The organism is uncultured Algibacter sp., assembly GCF_947495675.1.
Lineage (GTDB): Bacteria > Bacteroidota > Bacteroidia > Flavobacteriales > Flavobacteriaceae > Algibacter_B.
This window is the reverse complement of the sequence record NZ_CANLZX010000024.1, coordinates 22,927-42,725: the sequence shown is the minus strand read 5'-3', so window position 1 is coordinate 42,725 and position 19,799 is coordinate 22,927. Positions and strand designations below refer to the sequence as shown.

At 29.2% G+C, this 19,799-nt stretch carries 17 protein-coding genes; 16 read left to right on the top strand and 1 reads right to left on the bottom strand.

Features of this window, described 5'->3' with window-relative positions; genetic code table 11:
• Positions 1-375 precede the first annotated feature (375 nt).
• Positions 376-1,062 carry a hypothetical protein gene (locus tag Q0842_RS14765; protein ID WP_298499838.1) on the bottom strand — a complete coding sequence of 229 codons (687 nt, stop codon included), beginning with the start codon at positions 1,060-1,062 and terminating at the stop codon, positions 376-378.
• 356 nt (positions 1,063-1,418) lie between these two features.
• On the opposite strand from Q0842_RS14765, the gene Q0842_RS14760 reads away from it, so the two are divergent.
• From Q0842_RS14760 to Q0842_RS14685, 16 genes are all read left to right on the top strand, one after another.
• Positions 1,419-1,574 (top strand): hypothetical protein, encoded by a 156-nt coding sequence (locus tag Q0842_RS14760; RefSeq protein ID WP_298499835.1) that lies wholly within the window; start codon positions 1,419-1,421, stop codon positions 1,572-1,574.
• Between the two features lie 102 nt (positions 1,575-1,676).
• On the top strand, positions 1,677-3,293 hold the full coding sequence (locus Q0842_RS14755; RefSeq protein ID WP_298499832.1) for a tetratricopeptide repeat protein: 1,617 nt from the start codon (positions 1,677-1,679) through the stop codon (positions 3,291-3,293).
• Between the two features lie 3 nt (positions 3,294-3,296).
• Positions 3,297-3,962, top strand: a complete 666-nt coding sequence (locus tag Q0842_RS14750) for a response regulator (protein WP_298499829.1) — start codon at positions 3,297-3,299, stop codon at positions 3,960-3,962.
• 660 nt (positions 3,963-4,622) lie between these two features.
• Positions 4,623-5,015 (top strand): hypothetical protein, encoded by a 393-nt coding sequence (locus Q0842_RS14745; RefSeq protein ID WP_298499826.1) that lies wholly within the window; start codon positions 4,623-4,625, stop codon positions 5,013-5,015.
• 2 nt (positions 5,016-5,017) lie between these two features.
• Positions 5,018-6,280, top strand: a complete 1,263-nt coding sequence (locus Q0842_RS14740) for an ABC transporter permease (RefSeq protein ID WP_298499822.1) — start codon at positions 5,018-5,020, stop codon at positions 6,278-6,280.
• A gap of 5 nt (positions 6,281-6,285) precedes the next feature.
• Positions 6,286-7,191, top strand: a complete 906-nt coding sequence (locus tag Q0842_RS14735; protein WP_298499819.1) for a hypothetical protein — start codon at positions 6,286-6,288, stop codon at positions 7,189-7,191.
• Between the two features lie 57 nt (positions 7,192-7,248).
• Complete coding sequence (locus Q0842_RS14730; RefSeq protein ID WP_298499817.1) at positions 7,249-7,740, top strand: thermonuclease family protein; 492 nt, start codon at positions 7,249-7,251, stop codon at positions 7,738-7,740.
• Positions 7,737-8,093 (top strand): hypothetical protein, encoded by a 357-nt coding sequence (locus Q0842_RS14725; protein WP_298499813.1) that lies wholly within the window; start codon positions 7,737-7,739, stop codon positions 8,091-8,093. The genes Q0842_RS14730 and Q0842_RS14725 overlap by 4 nt, the downstream gene beginning before the upstream one ends.
• A gap of 136 nt (positions 8,094-8,229) precedes the next feature.
• Positions 8,230-8,778, top strand: coding sequence for a hypothetical protein (locus Q0842_RS14720; protein ID WP_298499810.1), 549 nt, complete (start codon positions 8,230-8,232; stop codon positions 8,776-8,778).
• Between the two features lie 74 nt (positions 8,779-8,852).
• Positions 8,853-9,230, top strand: coding sequence for a PH domain-containing protein (locus tag Q0842_RS14715; protein ID WP_298499875.1), 378 nt, complete (start codon positions 8,853-8,855; stop codon positions 9,228-9,230).
• Between the two features lie 64 nt (positions 9,231-9,294).
• Positions 9,295-10,863 (top strand): class I SAM-dependent DNA methyltransferase, encoded by a 1,569-nt coding sequence (locus Q0842_RS14710; RefSeq protein ID WP_298499806.1) that lies wholly within the window; start codon positions 9,295-9,297, stop codon positions 10,861-10,863.
• On the top strand, positions 10,847-12,100 hold the full coding sequence (locus tag Q0842_RS14705; protein WP_298499804.1) for a restriction endonuclease subunit S: 1,254 nt from the start codon (positions 10,847-10,849) through the stop codon (positions 12,098-12,100). The genes Q0842_RS14710 and Q0842_RS14705 overlap by 17 nt, the downstream gene beginning before the upstream one ends.
• A 5-nt stretch (positions 12,101-12,105) precedes the next feature.
• Complete coding sequence (locus Q0842_RS14700; protein WP_298499801.1) at positions 12,106-13,698, top strand: RNA-directed DNA polymerase; 1,593 nt, start codon at positions 12,106-12,108, stop codon at positions 13,696-13,698.
• 22 nt (positions 13,699-13,720) lie between these two features.
• Positions 13,721-15,418, top strand: coding sequence for a DUF262 domain-containing protein (locus Q0842_RS14695; RefSeq protein WP_298499798.1), 1,698 nt, complete (start codon positions 13,721-13,723; stop codon positions 15,416-15,418).
• 50 nt (positions 15,419-15,468) lie between these two features.
• On the top strand, positions 15,469-16,491 hold the full coding sequence (locus tag Q0842_RS14690; RefSeq protein WP_298499795.1) for a hypothetical protein: 1,023 nt from the start codon (positions 15,469-15,471) through the stop codon (positions 16,489-16,491).
• Between the two features lie 18 nt (positions 16,492-16,509).
• Positions 16,510-19,653, top strand: a complete 3,144-nt coding sequence (locus tag Q0842_RS14685) for an HsdR family type I site-specific deoxyribonuclease (RefSeq protein ID WP_298499792.1) — start codon at positions 16,510-16,512, stop codon at positions 19,651-19,653.
• Positions 19,654-19,799: the final 146 nt, after the last annotated feature.

Here is a 19,799-nt window from a genome sequence, read left to right as displayed (position 1 = left end):
GTGGGCTATTGGCTTTATAAAATTATATGTATGGCATTATACTTAATGCATATTTATAATTTCTAACACCTCCTGCGTGGTTATTTAATATATTCTTTTGTTGGTATTTTTTCAGCATCTAAAAATGTTTACAAAATTTAAAAAATATAAATACTTATTCTCTCATTTGTTATATGAAAATTTTTGTAATCATAATTATAATACTACTTCTAATAAATATTTTTCTTGTTATTTTTAGTTCTAATTCTGATACAAAACCAGATGATAAAATGTAGTTTTTCTCATTTTTAATATCATGGTTTGTAGAGATTTATTTATTATATTTTTTTCTAGAATAAACACCCTAAATAAATATTACTAAATTTTAAAAATCTTTTATTCTTTGCAGATGTATTTTTTTATCATGTAATCTGAAATTTCTCTAAGTGTTTTATTTGTTTCTGGATGTTTAGCGATAGATGTAAAATATTCTAATTCTCCAGAGTTGTTTTTTCCATACCATATATTTACAGCACCATCATTATTAAAAAACTCTGTTTGACAATCTGGTATAACTCTTTTAAAATTATCAATGTGATCCTGATTGTAAATTTTAAGCTGTGATAACGAGTATTTTTCAGCATCAAAATCAACTTCAATATATTGTATATCATCCCAAATCATCCAACGCTGTTTATTAAATGTTGTTACAGATAAAACAATAATAATAGTTAGTACACTTATAATTAAAGTAGCCTTATTTTTTTTGATAATTGCTAATAGTTTTTGGTCATTTGATCCTACCAAATCATTAGGATATTCTTTTAGGAATTCATTGTAATTTTCAAAACCTAAATACAAGCATAATTTTTGGATATAATTTGAATTAATAGAAATATCTTCTTTATCGTTTTTTTTAACGGAATCATCATAGAGGTTACGTAATGTCCGACTACTAATTTGATACTTGTAATCTTCTAATAAAATATTCGAAATATGTTCAGACCGATTGGTCTTATTACTTCTTCCCGGAATATCATGTTTAGCCTTATCAAAGGCTTGTTTTACTACTTCTTTATACATTAATAGTATATTAAATTCACTTTATAAATCTACAAATTTTGATGGAAAATATAAGGAAATTCTTTTCCATATTATTTCCATTTACTTTCTCTTCTTTTCAAGTATACCTTACTTTATTTGCTTCATAATTGATTTACTAATAGCTCTTGTTAGGGTTACAAATACAATCAATTTAATTAAAGGATTACTAAGGTAAGGTTATATAAATTTCTGGGAAGTAAATTATATACCCTTACTAAAGTACTCCAAACTTCCCAGCTCGAAGAGACGTCTTCACATTAAAGCGTGTTGCAAGTATAAATACATCTGAGAAAAACTCGGACAGCAACACTAGTGTTCAATTTTAAATATACAAAATGAAAAAAATAATTTTAATTACACTTACGGTTTTCCTCAATATGGGAATGTTTTCATGCACACCTAACGCAGTTTCAGATGGTGCTCAAGCAACAGTTGAATGTTGTGGAGACGATGTTCCTATTCCACCACCATCTTCTGAAAATGGTGATTAATATTAACTAAAAAATTGTTGTTATTTTAGAGGCATGAAAATATTTGAAAATTCATGCCTCTTTTTATGTGTTATACTTATTAATATTATTTCAATATGTAATATGTCGTTAGTATCACAAAATTTAAAAGACAGCACTTCATTTTATAAAAAATCTATAACAGAAGTTAGAGATGCAAAGGCAACGGCAAAAGCTTTTGAATTCTTTGAGTATAAAGCAAAAATAGCTGAGGAAAATACAAATGTTATCAAGGCTTCATACTATACTGAATTAATTTCTTTAGGCCAGTTTAAAATGGGGTTGTTTTATGAAAGTGAAGCCAATACTATTAAAGCTTTAAGTCTATTAGATCAATTAAAAAATAATACTGGAACCTTAGCAGCTAGACAAAGACTTACCAATCAGTTGGGGATGATTTATAGAAACTTAGAAGATTTTGATAATGCCTTTCGATTTTATGATGAAGCACTTAAACTAAATGTGGATATTAATGCTAAAATAGCAATCATATTAAATGTCGCTAATATTCATGCTGATAAAAAAGACTACAAAAAAGCTGTATCAATCTTAAAAAAATATTATGATAGTGCTTTTAATATTGATAAGGTTAGCATTAAAGCACATTATTTTGATAATTATGGTTATTATCAAACTAAAAACGGCGATTTAAGTGGTTTAAATAATATGCAATTAGCGTTAAGTATTAGAAGTAATTATCAGGATTTAACAGGTCTTTTTTCAAGCTATAGACATTTGTCTAAATTCTATTCCGATCAAGGAAATAGGAGTAAGGCTCTAAAGTACGCCAATTTAGCTCAAGTGATGTCAGATTCTATTAATAGCCCTTCATATCAATTAGAAGCTTTAGGGTTAAAATTAAAATTAGAAAATCAACCAAGTATAAATAAATATATATCCATTAATAATCAAATTAATAAGGCCAAGTTATTAAGGGAAAATGAGTATGCTGCTATTAAATATAATATCGCTGAAAAGGATCGAATCATTAGCGATAAAGAACTTGAAATTAAAGGCGTAGAGCTAGATTTTGAAAAACAAAAAAGATTTAAATTGACTTATATGCTAATAGGTTGTTTACTGTTTATTAGTTCTATTGGTATATATTTTATATTAAAAATTAAGCATAAAAAAGAAAATATTCAACAGGTTTATAATACAGAAACCCGCATTTCAAAAAAAGTGCATGATGAGGTAGCAAATGATATTTACCACGTTATGAATAAGCTTCAAAGTAAAGACACCAAAAACGAACATGTTTTAGATGATTTAGAATTAATTTATTCAAAAACAAGAGACATTTCCAAAGAAAGTGGCATTATAGATTTAACTGAAAATTTTAATGAGTTACTCGATGATTTATTGCAATCCTTTCATTCCAATAAGGTAACGGTTATTACTAAAGGGCTAAATCAACTAAACTGGAGCCAAGTAAATGATTTAAAAAAAACGGCCATTTATAGGGTGCTTCAAGAATTAATGACCAATATGAAAAAGCACAGTAAAGCCACAATTGTTGTGTTAAAGTTTGAAAAATTAAAAGATAACATACACATTAATTACAATGATAATGGCGTAGGATGCCCCATAAAAAAACATAACGGACTCCAAAATGCGGAAAACCGTATCGTATCACTAAACGGAACTATTACTTTTGAATCAGAGATTGATAAAGGATTTAAAGTAAAAATCACGATGTAAGTTATGTTTAAAAAAGTTTTGGTTTCAGAAGACATGGACGATATAAATAAAGGTATTTATAATACGCTATGCGATTTGGGTGTCAAACAAATTGATCAAGTTCAGTATTGCGATGATGCCTATTTAAAAATTAAAAAAGCCATACTAGACAATGCACCTTACGAATTATTAATTACAGACTTATCCTTTAAATCAGATTATCGAGAACAGCGATTTACTTCAGGAGAAGTACTTATAGAATCTGTAAAAAAAGAATATCCAGAATTAAAGGTAATTGTTTATTCAGTAGAAGATAGACTTCAAAGAGTAAGAACCCTTATTAAAAAGCATAAAGTAGAAGCTTATGTATGCAAAAGCCGAAGAGGTTTAACAGAATTATCCAATGCTATTAAAGCCATTTTAAATAATGAAATTTACCTATCTCCAGAGGTGAACAATGCTTTAAGGCCAAAAAACAATTTAGAGATTGAAGATTTTGATATTAAGTTACTTAAGCAATTATCATTTGGATTATCACAAGACGACATAAGCACTTATTTTAAAAAAAATAATATCTCACCAAGTAGTTTAAGCTCTATTGAAAAACGATTAAATAAACTTCGTATTCAGTTTAAAGCTAATAACGCCATTCACTTAGTGGCTATAGTAAAAGATTTAGGCCTTATATAAATTTTCACGCATACGGTTTCCCGTAAAGTATTTATATAAAAGTATTTTATGTTTGTAAGGCTATTAATACCTGATCTTATCAACAAACATTTTAGGGATTTCAAAGCATGCTTAATTAAGCATGCTTTTTTTATGCAATACATTTAAAAAAATGTAAGGTATTACGGGTTTCCGTAAGTTTTTTGTGTGTATTAGAATTATGTTTGAATTAGTTAAAAATTGAAAAGAAAAAATAAATACATGTGAATAAGGTATTTACCAGCAGATAAGCTCATAATTGGCGAAAAAGGAGGTATAACATGTTGTAGGCTTTGACACCAATGAATATTTAAATCATTGGATAAATACCAAAGAAAAGATTAGTTGAAATAAAAAAATGTAGTAAAAACTAATAAATAAAACAATTAGAATAATTTTCAGATAGGATTATTTTAAAATTTAAAAAAGAAAGATGTGTTATATTTTTTTATTCAGCTTTTAAAAAAAATAATTTATGGCATATAGAAGGGGATATTATAAAAAAGATGGAACATATGTAAGGGGACATTACACCAAGTCAAATGGGGTTAATACCACTAAAAATAATAAAAAAAATGGATGCGCTAATTTTATTTTAGCATTCTGTTTATTAAGTATAATAACGTATTTAACTTATAATTTATGATATCAACAGAATTAAAAAGCCACTTTTTGAGGCTTTATCAAATGGCATTTTCCGATGATAACTTTGATGTACTTGAAATGCAAATGCTATATAAATTTGCAAATGATCGTGGATTTACAAAAGAGCAATTAGATCATATCCTATTAAACCCCTCACATGAATCAATTATTCCGGAATCACTTGAAGAAAAAATAGAATATTTGTATGATTTAGCCTTAATGATTTGGGCTGATGAAGTAGTCACAGAAGACGAAAGAATTACTCTTAAAAAATATTGTTTAAAATTTGGTTTTGTTGAAGAAAATATTGAAGAACTTTCTCAATTTCTTTTAAAACACGCCAAAGATAATTTGCCAAAAGCTGAATTACTTGATTTAATAATGGAATAATTATGAGTGCACTAAAAAAAATTTTTACCCTAAAAAATAACGAGCCTAAAAAGATTGAAAAAGAAAAAGAGGAAGATATTAAACAAATAAAGCTAACTTTTTTTGAAAGTGGTTATGGGTCTTCTAAACAAGCAGAAGGAAATCATATGGTATTTAAAGCCTGTTTGCAGAATGTTTATATGGACTATAAAGGCAAATGTAGAGAAAATGAAAATTTGCAAAGAGAATTGAAAGCCCCTTATATAGACGAAAAGGGGAAAAATGAAACGGAACTCAAAAAACGCAAAACAGCTTTAGGCTTATTAGAAGAATCTATAGCAAATGAAGAAGAGAAAATCGTTACTTACAAAAATGATATGGTAGAAGTTAAAAGAGAACCTGAAAAATATGGACTTGAAGTTGATAAGAAACCAAAAGCTCAATTTTATTTGGGTTTAATAGTATTGATACCTATTACATTTTACTTGTTAGTTTTTTATGTTTCAGCTTCTTTTTCAGCTTTTTTCAAAAACTTTGAAACAGACGATTTAACATCTGCAATTTTTGATGGTAATGCTTTGACAAAGGCAGTTAGAGATGGTTGGTTAGAGGCTGTATTTGTTGCTACAATACCATTTGCTTTTATGGGTTTAGGTTATCTAATACATATGTTTCAAAAGCATAAAAGTTGGACGTCATATTTTAAAATTGCAACTCTTTTTGCAGTAACTTTTGTTTTTGATGCAATATTAGCTTACCAGATTGAAAATAAAATTTATGAAATTCAAAAAACTCCAGATTCACCCAATTTTGATTTAAAAATAGCATTTTCGTCTGTAGAGTTTTGGGGTATCATTTTTGCAGGTTTTATAGTTTATATTATTTGGGGACTTGTATTTGATTTTATCATGAAAGAATATGACAATTTTGATAAAATTAAATCATTTATAAGAACAAAAAGAGAGGATGTGAAAAATTGTGAAATTAACATTACTAAGTTAACCAGTAAAATAAATCCAATTAAAGAAGAGGTATCTGGTATTGAAGGAAAAATAAATGATTTACAACGTACAATTGATGGGTTTGTTTTTTCAAATAAACATTATTTAACTTTTCATTCAGAATATGTTAAAGGATGGTTTTTGGCAATAACAGATAATTTTGAAGCCTTAAAAAGGAGAGACGAATTGCTTTCTATGTGTAAAGAAGAAGAATTAAAGCATCTTCAAGAACATAATATTGATAATGAAGATTATGAAGGGAGATTATATAAATTAATTAATTAAAAACTATGAAAACATATTGCATATTATTTTTATCGTTTATTATTTTAAGTTCCTGTAAAACTGATAAAGAACAAAGTAATGAGGAAAATTCATTATCAATAAATAAAGTTAAGTCTTCTAAAAGTGAATCAAATTTAAACATAAGTATATTATTAGATTTGTCAGATAGAATAAATCCTAAAAAACACCCTAATCCAGCAATGGAATTTTATCAAAGGGATTTAGGTTATATTCATTCGATTGTTGAAAGTTTTGAATGGCATCTTAGAAATAAGAGAACTATTAAAATTAATGACCATATTCAACTTTATATTGACCCAGAGCCATCAGATAGTAGTTTGAATAAGAAAATAAATTCTCTTAATATTTCTTTCACAAGGGATAATGCTAAAAAGGATGTAATTCTTCAAACCTCCGTGTTATATGATAGTATAACAAAAATGATATATAAATCCGCAATAGAAGACGATCACTATGTTGGATCTAATATCTGGGGGTTTTTTAAAACTAACGTAGAAGACTTTTGTATAGAAAAAGATCATAGAAATATACTTGTTGTTTTAACAGATGGATATCTTTTTCATAAAGATGCTAAACTAAAAGAAAAAAACCTGACCTCATATTTAACTCCACAGGTTATAAGAAACTTAAACCTAAATAATTCTAATTGGAAAGATATTATGAATACTAATAATTATGGTTTTATACCAACCAGAGATAATTTAAACGAATTGGAAATATTAGTTTTAGGAATAAATCCATATACAACAAATCCATATGAGCAAGATGTTGTTTTTGAATATTGGAATGATTGGTTGACTAATATGAAAGTTAAAAATTTTGAAATTAAAATGGCTAATTTACCTGCAAACATGGATAAAATTATTAAAGATTTTATTTTAATAAAATAATTTATTATTCATTAAATTAATTACATTTAAATTAAATTTTTTAGAACCTGAAACTTAATGATAAAATTAAAAGTTAGTTTTATACTATTACTATTTTTATCGAGCTTAATTGCTCCATCAAAAATCATTAAAGGTAAAGTAGTAGCCATAACAGATGGAGATACTTTTAAGCTTTTAACTAAAGACTCAATTCTAATTAAGGTTAGAGTGGCAAATATTGATTGTCCTGAAAGAAAACAACCATTCTCAAATAAGTCAAAACAATTTACTTCCAATGCTATTTTTGGAAAAAAAATTATAATAAAAGAGTTATCAAAAGATAGGTATGGTCGTTCAATAGCTAATGTTATTTACAACGATTCCCTAAATTTGAGTCAAGAACTTATTAAATACGGTTTAGCATGGCATTATGTAAAATATTCCAAAGACTCAATATTACAAAGTCTAGAAGACAACGCACGTAATAATAAAATTGGTTTATGGCAAGATCCAACATCCATACCACCATGGGAATGGCGAGCAAATAAGAGGAAAAAGAGAAAAGAATGAAATTTTTTAAATTATTATTTTTCATACTTTCAATAACATTTGCAACACAGATTGTAGCCCAAACTGTATACACCACAAAAACAGGAGAGAAGTATCATAAAGCAACTTGTCATTATTTAAAATATTCTAAAAAGGAATATAGTCTAGATAAAGCAAAATTTTTAGGCTTTAGTCCTTGTTCCGTTTGTAAACCTAACGCCAATAATACCACGGCAACAACATCTACAAATTTCTTAACAGAACGCACTATAACAAAAACATCTACTGCAACCCAATGCACAGGCAAAACAAAATCTGGTAATCGCTGCAAGCGAAAAACAAAAAATGCTAATGTTCGCTGTTATCAGCATTAAGTTTATTGGATTACGGATATCCGCATAGATAACTAAATCGATAATGGTAAATTAGATTTCTGTTTGCTTCACCCAATAAATAGAGGCAATTTACTTGTGGAATTAGAGTAAAACAAATATTCAAATAAATATAAAAATGAAAAAGTCTATCACAATTGTAGCATTACTTATTACTGCTTTAAGTTTTTCTCAAGAGCCAAAAAAAGAAGCTATAAAAAAAGAAACAAAAATGGAGAGATTTGCTTCTAGAACAGGAGTAATAACAAAATTTACAGATGTTAATCTAAGTGATTTAAAGAGCTCTTATACAGTAGCAGAAACAAGAATAAGAATATTGAATAGTGGAGATGAAATAAGTTATTTTTATCAAATAGAGAAGCCTGGGAAGTATGGAAAATCAACAGCCTCTATAGAATATTCTGATTTGCTTGAAGTTATAAAAGCATTTAATAGCTTAAAGGCAGAGGTAGATAACGATGTAACTCTTAATCCCGATTACTTAGAAAATAAGTTTATTACAGAAGATGGATTTAAATTAGGGTATTATGTAAAAAAAGGAAAAGCCACTTGGTATATTAAATTAGAAAAATATAGTTCAGATAGCACGTTGTATATAAACGATTTAGATAAAATTGAATCTAATTTCAATGAGGCTGTAAACAAAATTGAGGAATTAAAAAGCTAACTATAACTCTGTGATTTATGATTATTAAATTTTAAGAGGGTAAAATGAATTTTATAAATACACAATTAAAAAATATGGGATTGCTAAATAAAATATTAGGAAATGCAAGCGAAGTTTCTGCAGAAAAATTAAGCGAGAAATATGGGCGCTTATTAATAGATAATGAGCAAATTGAACTTGGTTTTGTAATGTTTAGAGATGTGTTTATGTTTACTAATAAGCGCTTAATTTTAATAGATATTCAAGGTTTAACAGGAAGTAAAATAGAGTACAAATCGATGCCATATAAAAGTATTTCTAGATTCTCGCTAGAAACAGCTGGAACATTTGATTTGGATGCCGAATTAAAAATCTGGATATCAAGCGAAAACATGCCATCCGTAAGTAAAAAGTTTAATAAAAGTATTGATGTTTACGAGGTGCAAAAGTATTTAGCATCAAAAGTAATGTGAGATATTACTTTAAGATTCATATAATAAAACCTATTTTTAAATCGAAAACAAATTCAGCGATTTAATGGCTAAAAAAGCAACAACCAAAAAAACAAAATCCATAGAAGAAACCCTTTGGGATTCTGCAAACAAACTTAGAGGTACAGTAGAAAGCTCAGAATATAAACACGTCGTACTAGGTTTAATATTCCTAAAATTTGCGAGCGATAAATTCCAGAAACGTCGTCAAGAATTGATTGATGATGGTAAGGAGAAGTTTCTAGACATGGTAGAATTCTACGCACAAGACAATGTATTCTATCTAACCGAAGAATCACGTTGGAGCTACATTATATCCAATGCCAAACAAGACGATATTGCCTTAAAAATAGATACTGCTTTATATACCGTAGAAAAAAACAATACATCGCTTAAAGGTGCCTTGCCAGATAACTATTTTTCGCGTTTAAATATGGACGTCAGTAAACTAGCTGCTTTACTAGATACCATAAACAATATAGACACACTAAAAGACCAACAACAAGATATCGTTGGGCGTGTGTACGAGTACTTTTTAAGCAAGTTTGCTATTGCAGAAGGCAAAGGAAAAGGCGAATTCTACACACCAAAAAGCATTGTAAACCTTATTGCAGAGTTAATAGAACCGTATAAAGGTAAAATTTACGATCCTGCTTGTGGTTCTGGTGGTATGTTTGTGCAGTCTATGAAATTTATAGACAGCCACAATGGTAACAAAAAAGACGTCTCTATTTATGGGCAAGAATACACAGCTACCACATATAAGTTAGCAAAAATGAACTTGGCCATTCGTGGTATTGCTGCCAATTTAGGCGATGTGCCAGCAGATACTTTTGCCAAAGACCAACATCCAGATTTAAAGGCAGATTATATTATGGCAAATCCACCATTTAACCAAAAGGATTGGAGAGCCACAGACGAGTTACTGGACGACCCACGTTGGAGAGGCTACGAGGTACCACAAACAGGAAATGCCAATTATGGTTGGATACTAAATATGGTGTCTAAACTTTCAGATAATGGTGTTGCAGGTTTTATACTAGCCAATGGTGCTTTATCTGGTGGAGGAACCGAATACGACATACGTAAAAAACTTATTGAAAATAAGTTGGTGGAAGCTATTTTAATTTTACCACGTAACTTGTTTTATACCACAGACATTTCTGTAACGCTTTGGATTATTAATAACAATAAAAAAGAACGTCAAGTTAAACTGAATACCATAGAGAAAAACTACAGAAACAGAGAAGATGATATTCTGTTTATGGATTTAAGAGAAGTTGGAATCCCTTTTGAAAAAAAATACAAACAGTTTTCTGATGAAAATATAAATGATATTAGTGAAACCTATCATTTATGGCAACAGGATGCTGAAACTTATAAAGATATTCCAGAATTCTGCTATTCAGCAAGTATTGAAGAAGTACGTAAAAAAGACTACTCTTTAGTACCAAGCAAATATGTAGAATTTGTAAACAGAGACGAGAACATCAATTTTGATGAAAAGATGTCAAGCTTACAAACAGAATTTGCAGAATTATTAAAAGAAGAAGCACAATCTAAAACCGAATTACTAAACGTGTTTAAAGACTTAGGTTATGAGATTAAACTATAAACGTTTAGGCGATTACATACAACCAATAAACCAAAGAAATATTAATCTTGAGGTTGAAACTTTGTTAGGTGTAAGTATTAGAAAAGTACTCATGCCTTCTATTGCTAATACTATTGGTACAGATATGTCTCGCTATAAAATTATCAAGAAAAATCAATTTGCTTATGGTCCCGTAACTTCTAGAAATGGAGATAAAATATCTATTGCCCTTTTAGAAGAATACGATAAAGCATTAGTCTCACAAGCTTATACTGTTTTTGAAATTATAGATGATGAAGATTTAAATGCCGAATATTTAATGATGTGGTTTAGACGACCAGAGTTTGATAGGTATGCACGTTTTAAATCACACGGAAGCGCAAGAGAAACTTTTGATTGGGAAGAGTTAGAAGAAACAGAACTACCCATCCCATCCATAGAAAAACAACGCGAAATCGTAGCAGAATACAACACCATTGTAAACCGTATTAGTTTAAACGAAACCCTAAACCAAAAACTAGAAGACACAGCACAAGCCTTGTATAAACATTGGTTTGTGGATTTTGAGTTTCCAATTACAAAGGAAAGTTGTCCTGAACTCGTTTCAGGAGCACCTGAATTAGAAGGTAAACCTTATAAATCTTCTGGTGGTGAGATGGTTTATAATGCCGAGTTGGATTGTGAGATTCCTTTGGGTTGGGAAGATGGAAACTTAATTGATATTTCTCAGATTACTATGGGTCAATCTCCAAGTGGTGAAAGTTATAATGTTGATGGAGTCGGTGAAATATTTTATCAAGGAAGAACAGATTTTGGTTTTAGATTTCCTAATGTGAGAAATTATACTACAGAGCCAAAGCGAAGAGCAAAAAGAGGAAATATATTAATGTCTGTAAGAGCACCTGTTGGTGATTTAAACATTGCGAATAATGATTGTTGTATTGGACGAGGTTTATCAGCGTTAGATTCCTTGGACAATTGTAATTCTTTTCTCTATTATTTAATGCTAAGTGTTAGAAATCAATTTGATGTGGCTAATGGTGAAGGAACTATTTTTGGTTCTATTACAAAAGATGGACTTCACGAAATTAAAATATTAAAACCAAAGATTACATTAATAAAAGAATTTGAGAATTTAGCTAGTAAAATCGATTCTAGAATTGAAAATATTTCAATTGAAATTTCAATATTAAATCCAATGAAAGATTTACTTCTTTCTAAAATGTCAAAAGTAGAAACGAAAATAGTAGAAGTTTAAAGCCTATGAAATCATATTACGAGCACATTACAGATTTTACAGATGCAGAAATGCTAGAAGGTTTATTGGGTTTTGGTATGTTTCCAAATAAGATTCCGCCTTTTTTAACAAGTAAACCGTTTTATAACTATGTAATAGATAAGTCAGCTGTTTTTGCTAAAAAAGAATATGATTATGTGAGTTACGAAAATATGCGAAATATTAATGTGCCTCGTATGTTAGCAATTCCTCATCCTTTTGGATATGCTAATTTGTGTCAGTTTATAGCTAAAGAGTGGACTAATACTCAAAACTATTTTAAGGATAAAACCGAAAATCAAACGCATAAAATAAGTAGAGTTCATTTAAGAAAAATGATAGATAAACAATCATTATTCGAAATGAATTATAAGAATTTTGATGATGATGGCTTTCCAGAGAATGATTTATTAATTAGAAGTAACTATATCGCAAAAGCAGATATTTCAAACTGTTATCCTAGTATTTATTCGCATTCTATTTCTTGGGCTTTAGTGGGTAAAACAGAAGCTAAATTAAAATCGGGCAGGAAGTTTGATAAAGAATGGTTTAATAAATATGATGAATTAAGCCGAAAGATTAAAAATAATGAAACCAATGGAATTTTAATTGGTCCACATACTTCAAATTTAAAATCAGAAATTGTTCTTGTAGCAATTGATTTAGAAATGGAGAATAAAGGGTATCGCTTTACAAGATATATTGATGATTATACTTGTTATGTAGAAACATATAACGATGCAGAACAGTTTTTTATTGATTTATCCGTAGAGTTAAAAAAGTTTGAATTGTCATTAAATCATAAAAAATCAGAGATTTTAACCTTGCCATTTGCATTATCTGAAACTTGGCTTCGTAAACTAAAGGCGTTTCACTTTCCAGAAATAAAGACTAAAGAAGGAAAGCACGTTTTAAAAATAGCCGAGTTAAAGTCTTTTTTAGACTTAACACTAGATTTAATGAAGTCTGAAAAGGAGAACTCAGCAATTTTAAGTTATTCAATTAAGATAATATCAAGTAAATATTTAGGTGTTCAAGCAAAAGCTTTTTACTTTAAAAGGTTACATCACTTAATACTTATGTATCCTTATTTACTGCCTTATGTAGATGAGTATGTACTTACTGCTTTTAATTATTCAAACACTCAAATAAAAGAACTTTTAGATGATGTTTTAGATTATAGTATTCAAAAAAACATACCAGAAGCTACAAGTTATGTGCTTTATTTAGCTTTAAAACATAATGTTTTATTAGATAAAGATTATACAAGTGAAATTTTAAATAGAGAGGATTGTGTTTCTATGTTGTTAGTATATTTATACACATTAAAACAAGGAGCTAGCATAAAAGTCTTTAGAAAAAAAGCGAAAGATTTAAGTGTATTGGAACCAGATAAATATTGGTTATTTATATATGAAGTTTTGCCTTACAATAGTTTGAAAGATAATTTTAAACAAATGAAAAAAGATAAATTATCATTTATAGACGATGATTTTAGCAGAAAATATTTAGTGCCAATTAAGAAAGGTTGCGTTAGTACTCTTTCAAGTGTTATAAGTTCAGTAATAAAAAGCAAATGAAGAATATAATTATATAAAACATATGGCAGATTTACACGTAAGTAAGAAAAATATCAGCAAACTTTTTAGCGAAATGCAAAATAGAAGGTTTGTAATTCCAGACTTTCAACGTCCTTATAAATGGAATATAGAAAAATGCGAAACTCTTTGGGACGACATTGAAAACTTTACAAATACAGATGCAAAGAAAGGTTCAGATTACTTTTTAGGAACCATTGTATCCTATACAAACGATGATAACAATCAGGAAATTATAGATGGTCAGCAACGTATAACTTCATTCTTTTTACTTTTAAGGTCTTTTTATAAAAAACTAGAGGCTATGCCAGAAGATGATGACGTTAAAGGCTTAAAGAACCAATTAGCGCCTTGTATTTGGGATATTAATCCTATTTCTCAAAAGGTGTCTGATATGAGTAAAATACATATAGAATCACTTGTAGCTACTGAAGAAGATAATGATACATTTCATAAAATTTTAGAAACAGGAAATGTTAATGAATTTGCAACAGATAATTATTCAAATAATTATAGATTTTTTAAAGAACGATGTGATCAGTATGCATCAACAAATCCATTACAATGGAAGGAGCTATGCGTTACTATATTACAAAAGTGTATTATTTTGCCAATAGAATGTGACACACCAGAAACTGCACTAACCATTTTCTCTACGCTTAACGATCGTGGGATGCCACTATCGGATTCAGATATTTTTAAAGCACAAATTTACAGAAGTAAAAATACATCAGATAAACGTAAGGAGTTTACAGAGATTTGGAAAGAGTTGAGCCAGGTATGTAAACAGGGAAATCTATCTATTGATGATGTTTTTAGATATTATAGTCATGTTTTAAGAGGAAGAAAGCAAGATAAATCTAAAGAAGTTGGACTTAGAAAGTTTTATGCCGAGGATACTTATCAAAAACTAAAAGAGTCTACATTAGTTCCTGAAATTATGACTTTGGCTAATTTTTGGCGCTATGTTAATAAGAACATAATTCCAAATGATGATGTGTCATACTATATTTCGAATGAGAGTAGAAAGTATTTACATTGTTTAAGTCGTTATCCAAATGACTTTTGGAAATATATAGTTAGCACGTTTTTTATAAATAATCTAAAGAGTGAGTCTTTCGATACCGATTTCATTATTCTTTTAAAGAAGTTAATTGCTTCCCTATTTGTTAAGTTTATTCACGCACCAACTGTCAATGCAATAAAAGATGATACCTATCAAGCATGTATAAATATTAGCCAAGGAAATCTATTTAATTTTAGAATTAATTGGAATGAAGATTTATTAATACAAGATATAGATGGACACCATTCATCTAGAATTTCAAGGGCATTACTTTTATTACATGCCTATTTAAATAGAAAACAAGTTGACTTAATTCCTAAAACTTTTGATATTGAACATATATTTCCCAAAAAATGGCAGAATACCAATTATAATGGTTGGAATCAAGAAGATGCATGGGAATATTTAGATAGACTTGGTAATAAAATTGTTTTAGAAAAAAAGCTAAATATTCAAGCTGGCAATGGCTATTTTGGTGTAAAAAAAGCAAAATATGAATTATCTAAAATTGCAGTAATAAAAGAATTGGCTGCTATTTCTCAAAATGATTGGGTAAAAAATGATATTGAAAAAAGAGAATCTAAGTTTATAAGTGATTTAATATTCTTTTTCAAAGAACAGTTAAGTATTAGTTAAGCTTAAATGAAAACTTCAATTAATAAATTAAATATAAACACCTTAATTAAATGAAACCAATCTACCTACTACTATTACTAACTTTTTCATTACAATTAAAAGCAGAAACGAATCCGATAAATGTTGTCGATTTAAATTTTAGAATGATGGCCATGACAACACAGCAAATGGTGTATGGCTTTGCAGAAGGCGATAAGTTAGTAATAAGTTATTCTGAAGAACGAGGCAAAAAACTAAAGAATTTTGAGATTTTTGAATATGGTGCTTCTAAAATTTATTCAGAGTTTAATGTTATAAATATAGATAAAAAGGAGATTACAATAAAAAGAACAGGTATTTACATATTCAATTTTGAAAACAGCTCGTTAGCCCGACGTATCTGCAATTTTAAAGTAGATAGAATACCAGCATCAGAAGATTTAATATCTTTTAATACCACCGTTAAAGAGCGTACATTAACCGATACAACATATACGGTTAGACAAGAATCTTTTGTGAAAAGTGAAACTTATAAGGTAAAAGATGTTACTACCAATCAGTATTTTTATGTAAATAGTGGTTCTAATGCCATGTTTAAAGGTGGTAAATCTAGAATAGCAATACCTTTTAATTTACCCATAAATACTGTAAAATGGTATTATAGGGTATCTTCATTTAGAGATAAAACTATGATTGAAAGTACCTCTAAGCAAATTAATTTAGTTTCAGATTTAACTAAATTGGTTGATAATACAGGTGGATTAGGTTTTGTAATTGATCAATTAGGTAATCCACCAGGAGCAGATTATTGCGATGTTTATTTGATAGATCATAATAACTTGAATTTGTTTATAAGTAAACAAGTTTTTAATCATTTTCCTATAGGAACAAGAGAAAATATTATAGCAGCAAATGTTGAGGTGGAAGATCGTTTTTCTGAACAAATGTATTTAGGAATTAAAAACCCAGACACTTCGCATGGTATTAATGTGTTAGTGAGTATAGCAGCGGTAGTTTTAGAACGAGAAATGGGGACAAAGGAAATTAAAGAGCCACATGTAACTTATACTAAAGAATTATATTTAGAGAACTAAACCTTATAATCTTTTAAGATGGGTAAATTTACAGAAGCACAATTAGAAAACGTTTTTATTGAGTTATTGGGTAACGAAGGTATACCTCATGTTTTAGGTAATACCATTGAGCGAAACCAAAACGAAGTATTAATAAAAGCAGATATTAAAAGCTATTTGCAAAACCAATATAAAAATGAAAACCTAACAGATAATGAAGTTAATAGCATTATTAGAAAGTTAGAAGTTTTTAGTGCTTCAGATTTGTACGAGTCTAACAAGCAAATAATGAAATTGGTTTCTAATGGCTTTCAGTTAGAGCGCGAAGACCGCTCTAAAAAAGACTTATACATTCATCTTATAGATTATTCAAATCTAGATAACAACACTTATAAAATTGTAAACCAGTTAGAAATATATGGGTATGAAAAACGTATTCCAGATGGTATTTTATATATCAATGGGTTGCCCTTAGTAGTTTTTGAGTTTAAAACAGCTATTAGAGAAAACACAACTATACACGATGCTTATGTACAATTAACTACACGTTATAGACGCGATATTCCAGAACTATTTAAGTACAATGCATTTTGTATTATTAGTGATGGTGTAAATAGTAAAATGGGATCATTCTTTTCTAACTATGAGTTTTACTACGCATGGCGAAAAGTATTAGGCTTAGATAAAGAGGTAGATGGTATTAATAGCATGTATACCATGATACAAGGTTTGTTTAACAAAAACAGACTGCGTGAGGTAATTCATAATTTTATATACTTTCCAGATAGCAACAAACACGAGTTAAAAATAGTATGTCGTTATCCGCAGTACTATGCTGCAACCAAGCTACTTGAAAATATAAAACAACACCAAAAGCCAGAAGGAGACGGAAAAGGAGGAACTTACTTTGGAGCAACAGGTTGTGGTAAAAGTTACACCATGTTGTTTTTGTCTAGATTGTTAATGCGTAGTGCGTATTTTAAAAGTCCTACATTAATAATCATTACAGATAGAACAGATTTAGACGACCAATTGTCTGGTCAATATACCAATGCTAAAGAATATGTTGGTGATAATAATATAATTAGAGTTCAAAGTAGAAATGAATTAAAAGAATTACTTCAAAACCGTAAAAGTGGTGGGGTGTTTTTAACCACGATACATAAATTTACTGAAGACTTAGATGTGTTAACCGATAGAACGAATGTCATTTGTATTTCAGACGAAGCACATCGTAGTCAAATTAACTTAGACCAAAAAGTAACAGTAACCGAGAATGGCGTAAAAAAGACCTATGGTTTTGCTAAATACTTACACGATTCTCTACCAAATGCCACCTATGTTGGCTTTACAGGCACACCTATTGATGCCACTTTAAATGTGTTTGGAGATATTATAGATTCGTACACCATGACGGAGTCCGAAAAAGATGAAATTACGGTACGTATAGTCTATGAAGGTCGTGCAGCTAAAGTAGTCTTAGAGAACTCCAAATTAGAAGAAATTGAAGCCTATTATAATCAATGTGCAGAAGAAGGTACTAACGATTATCAAATAGAAGAAAGCAAAAAGGCTTCTGCCAATATGAATGCCATAATTGGCGATCCCGATAGACTAAAAGCGGTTGCCGAAGATTTTGTAAAACATTACGAAACTAGAATAGAGGAAGGGGCAACTATAAAAGGGAAAGCATTATTTGTATGCAGTTCTAGGCCTATAGCCTATAATTTGTACCTAGAAATTATTGCTTTAAGACCAAAATGGGCGGAGGTTAAAGCATTTGAAGAAGGGTCTACACTTACAGAAAAAGAGAAAAAGGAAATTAAGCCAATGGAGCGCATTAAAATGATAATGACACGTGGTAAAGATGACCCTAAAGAAATGTACGATTTGTTAGGTACAAAAGAGGATAGAAAAGAGTTAGATAGGCAATTTAAAAACGAAAAATCGAACTTTAAAATTGCTATTGTGGTCGATATGTGGTTAACAGGATTTGATGTACCTTTTTTAGACACCATGTATATAGATAAACCCATTCAGCAACACAATTTAATACAAACCATTTCTAGAGTTAATAGAAAATACAAGTCTAAAGAAAAAGGTTTGGTGGTTGATTATATTGGCTTTAAAAAACAAATGAATTTAGCATTAAAGCAATATTCTGCGGTTGATGGTCAAAATTTTGAAGACATACAAACCTCTATAGTCGTGGTTAAAGACCAATTAGATCTGTTAGCCAAATTGTTTCATAAGTTTGATGCTTCTGAGTATTTTTCTGGAATTGGTATTAAACAATTAGAATGTTTAAATAATGGAGCTGAATTTATACAACTAACCAAAAACATAGAAACACGTTTTATGAATATTGTAAAGCGCTTAAAAGCTGCTTACGATATTTGTTGTGGTGCTGATGCATTTACGGAGCTACAAAAGGACCATATTCACTTTTATTTAGCCATTCGTTCCATAGTTTTTAAACTTACCAAAGGTAACGCGCCCGATACTGCTCAAATGAATGCAAGGGTTCGTGAAATGATAAAAGAAGCCTTGTTAAGTGATGGTGTAGAAGAGATTTTTAAATTAGGTGAAGATCGACAAAATGAAATTGATATTTTTGATGATGCATATTTAGCAAAAATTGAAAAAATAAAATTGCCAAATACTAAGATTAAACTATTGCAACAGCTATTGTTAAAAGCAATAGACGAGCTTAAGAAAACAAATAAAATGCAAGGGATTGATTTCTCAAAAAAGTTTAAAAGTATAGTTGATAAATACAACGAGCGTAGTGAGCAAGATATTTTGCAAAGTAATGTTCTTGAGGATTTTACAGATGAAATTATAGATTTGTATCATGAGCTTAGAAAAGAAAAAGATTCGTTTTCTGATTTAGGTATAGACTTCGAAGAAAAAGCATTTTATGATATATTAAAAACAATTGCACATAAATACGATTTTAATTATCCAGAAGATAAATTAATACACCTAGCTAAAGAAGTGAAAAAGGTAGTGGATGATAAAGCTAAATATACAGATTGGAATCAAAGAGATGATATAAAAGCAGAGTTGAAAGTCGATTTGATAATTCTATTAGCAGAAAACGATTATCCGCCAATAACAAAAGATGAGGTCTTTAAAGAAATCTTTGAACAAGCTGAGAATTTTAAAAAGTATAAAAATTAATATTATTTTAAACTTTAAACCCAAATATATTATGAAAGACGACAGAGACGAAGATCAAATTCAAGCAGACAATGACAATCATTCAAATCAATTAAATCCCAACAATGATGAATACCATCATTCTAGGGAAGACTAAGTAATTGTAT

What these genes read in the sequence shown, in the direction of transcription:
- Q0842_RS14765 (WP_298499838.1), bottom strand. Translation starts at nt 1,062, where the DNA reads ATGTATAAAGAAGTAGTAAAACAAGCCTTTGATAAGGCTAAACATGAT.
- Q0842_RS14760 (WP_298499835.1), top strand. Translation starts at nt 1,419, where the DNA reads ATGAAAAAAATAATTTTAATTACACTTACGGTTTTCCTCAATATGGGA.
- Q0842_RS14755 (WP_298499832.1), top strand. Translation starts at nt 1,677, where the DNA reads ATGTCGTTAGTATCACAAAATTTAAAAGACAGCACTTCATTTTATAAA.
- Q0842_RS14750 (WP_298499829.1), top strand. Translation starts at nt 3,297, where the DNA reads ATGTTTAAAAAAGTTTTGGTTTCAGAAGACATGGACGATATAAATAAA.
- Q0842_RS14745 (WP_298499826.1), top strand. Translation starts at nt 4,623, where the DNA reads ATGATATCAACAGAATTAAAAAGCCACTTTTTGAGGCTTTATCAAATG.
- Q0842_RS14740 (WP_298499822.1), top strand. Translation starts at nt 5,018, where the DNA reads ATGAGTGCACTAAAAAAAATTTTTACCCTAAAAAATAACGAGCCTAAA.
- Q0842_RS14735 (WP_298499819.1), top strand. Translation starts at nt 6,286, where the DNA reads ATGAAAACATATTGCATATTATTTTTATCGTTTATTATTTTAAGTTCC.
- Q0842_RS14730 (WP_298499817.1), top strand. Translation starts at nt 7,249, where the DNA reads ATGATAAAATTAAAAGTTAGTTTTATACTATTACTATTTTTATCGAGC.
- Q0842_RS14725 (WP_298499813.1), top strand. Translation starts at nt 7,737, where the DNA reads ATGAAATTTTTTAAATTATTATTTTTCATACTTTCAATAACATTTGCA.
- Q0842_RS14720 (WP_298499810.1), top strand. Translation starts at nt 8,230, where the DNA reads ATGAAAAAGTCTATCACAATTGTAGCATTACTTATTACTGCTTTAAGT.
- Q0842_RS14715 (WP_298499875.1), top strand. Translation starts at nt 8,853, where the DNA reads ATGGGATTGCTAAATAAAATATTAGGAAATGCAAGCGAAGTTTCTGCA.
- Q0842_RS14710 (WP_298499806.1), top strand. Translation starts at nt 9,295, where the DNA reads ATGGCTAAAAAAGCAACAACCAAAAAAACAAAATCCATAGAAGAAACC.
- Q0842_RS14705 (WP_298499804.1), top strand. Translation starts at nt 10,847, where the DNA reads ATGAGATTAAACTATAAACGTTTAGGCGATTACATACAACCAATAAAC.
- Q0842_RS14700 (WP_298499801.1), top strand. Translation starts at nt 12,106, where the DNA reads ATGAAATCATATTACGAGCACATTACAGATTTTACAGATGCAGAAATG.
- Q0842_RS14695 (WP_298499798.1), top strand. Translation starts at nt 13,721, where the DNA reads ATGGCAGATTTACACGTAAGTAAGAAAAATATCAGCAAACTTTTTAGC.
- Q0842_RS14690 (WP_298499795.1), top strand. Translation starts at nt 15,469, where the DNA reads ATGAAACCAATCTACCTACTACTATTACTAACTTTTTCATTACAATTA.
- Q0842_RS14685 (WP_298499792.1), top strand. Translation starts at nt 16,510, where the DNA reads ATGGGTAAATTTACAGAAGCACAATTAGAAAACGTTTTTATTGAGTTA.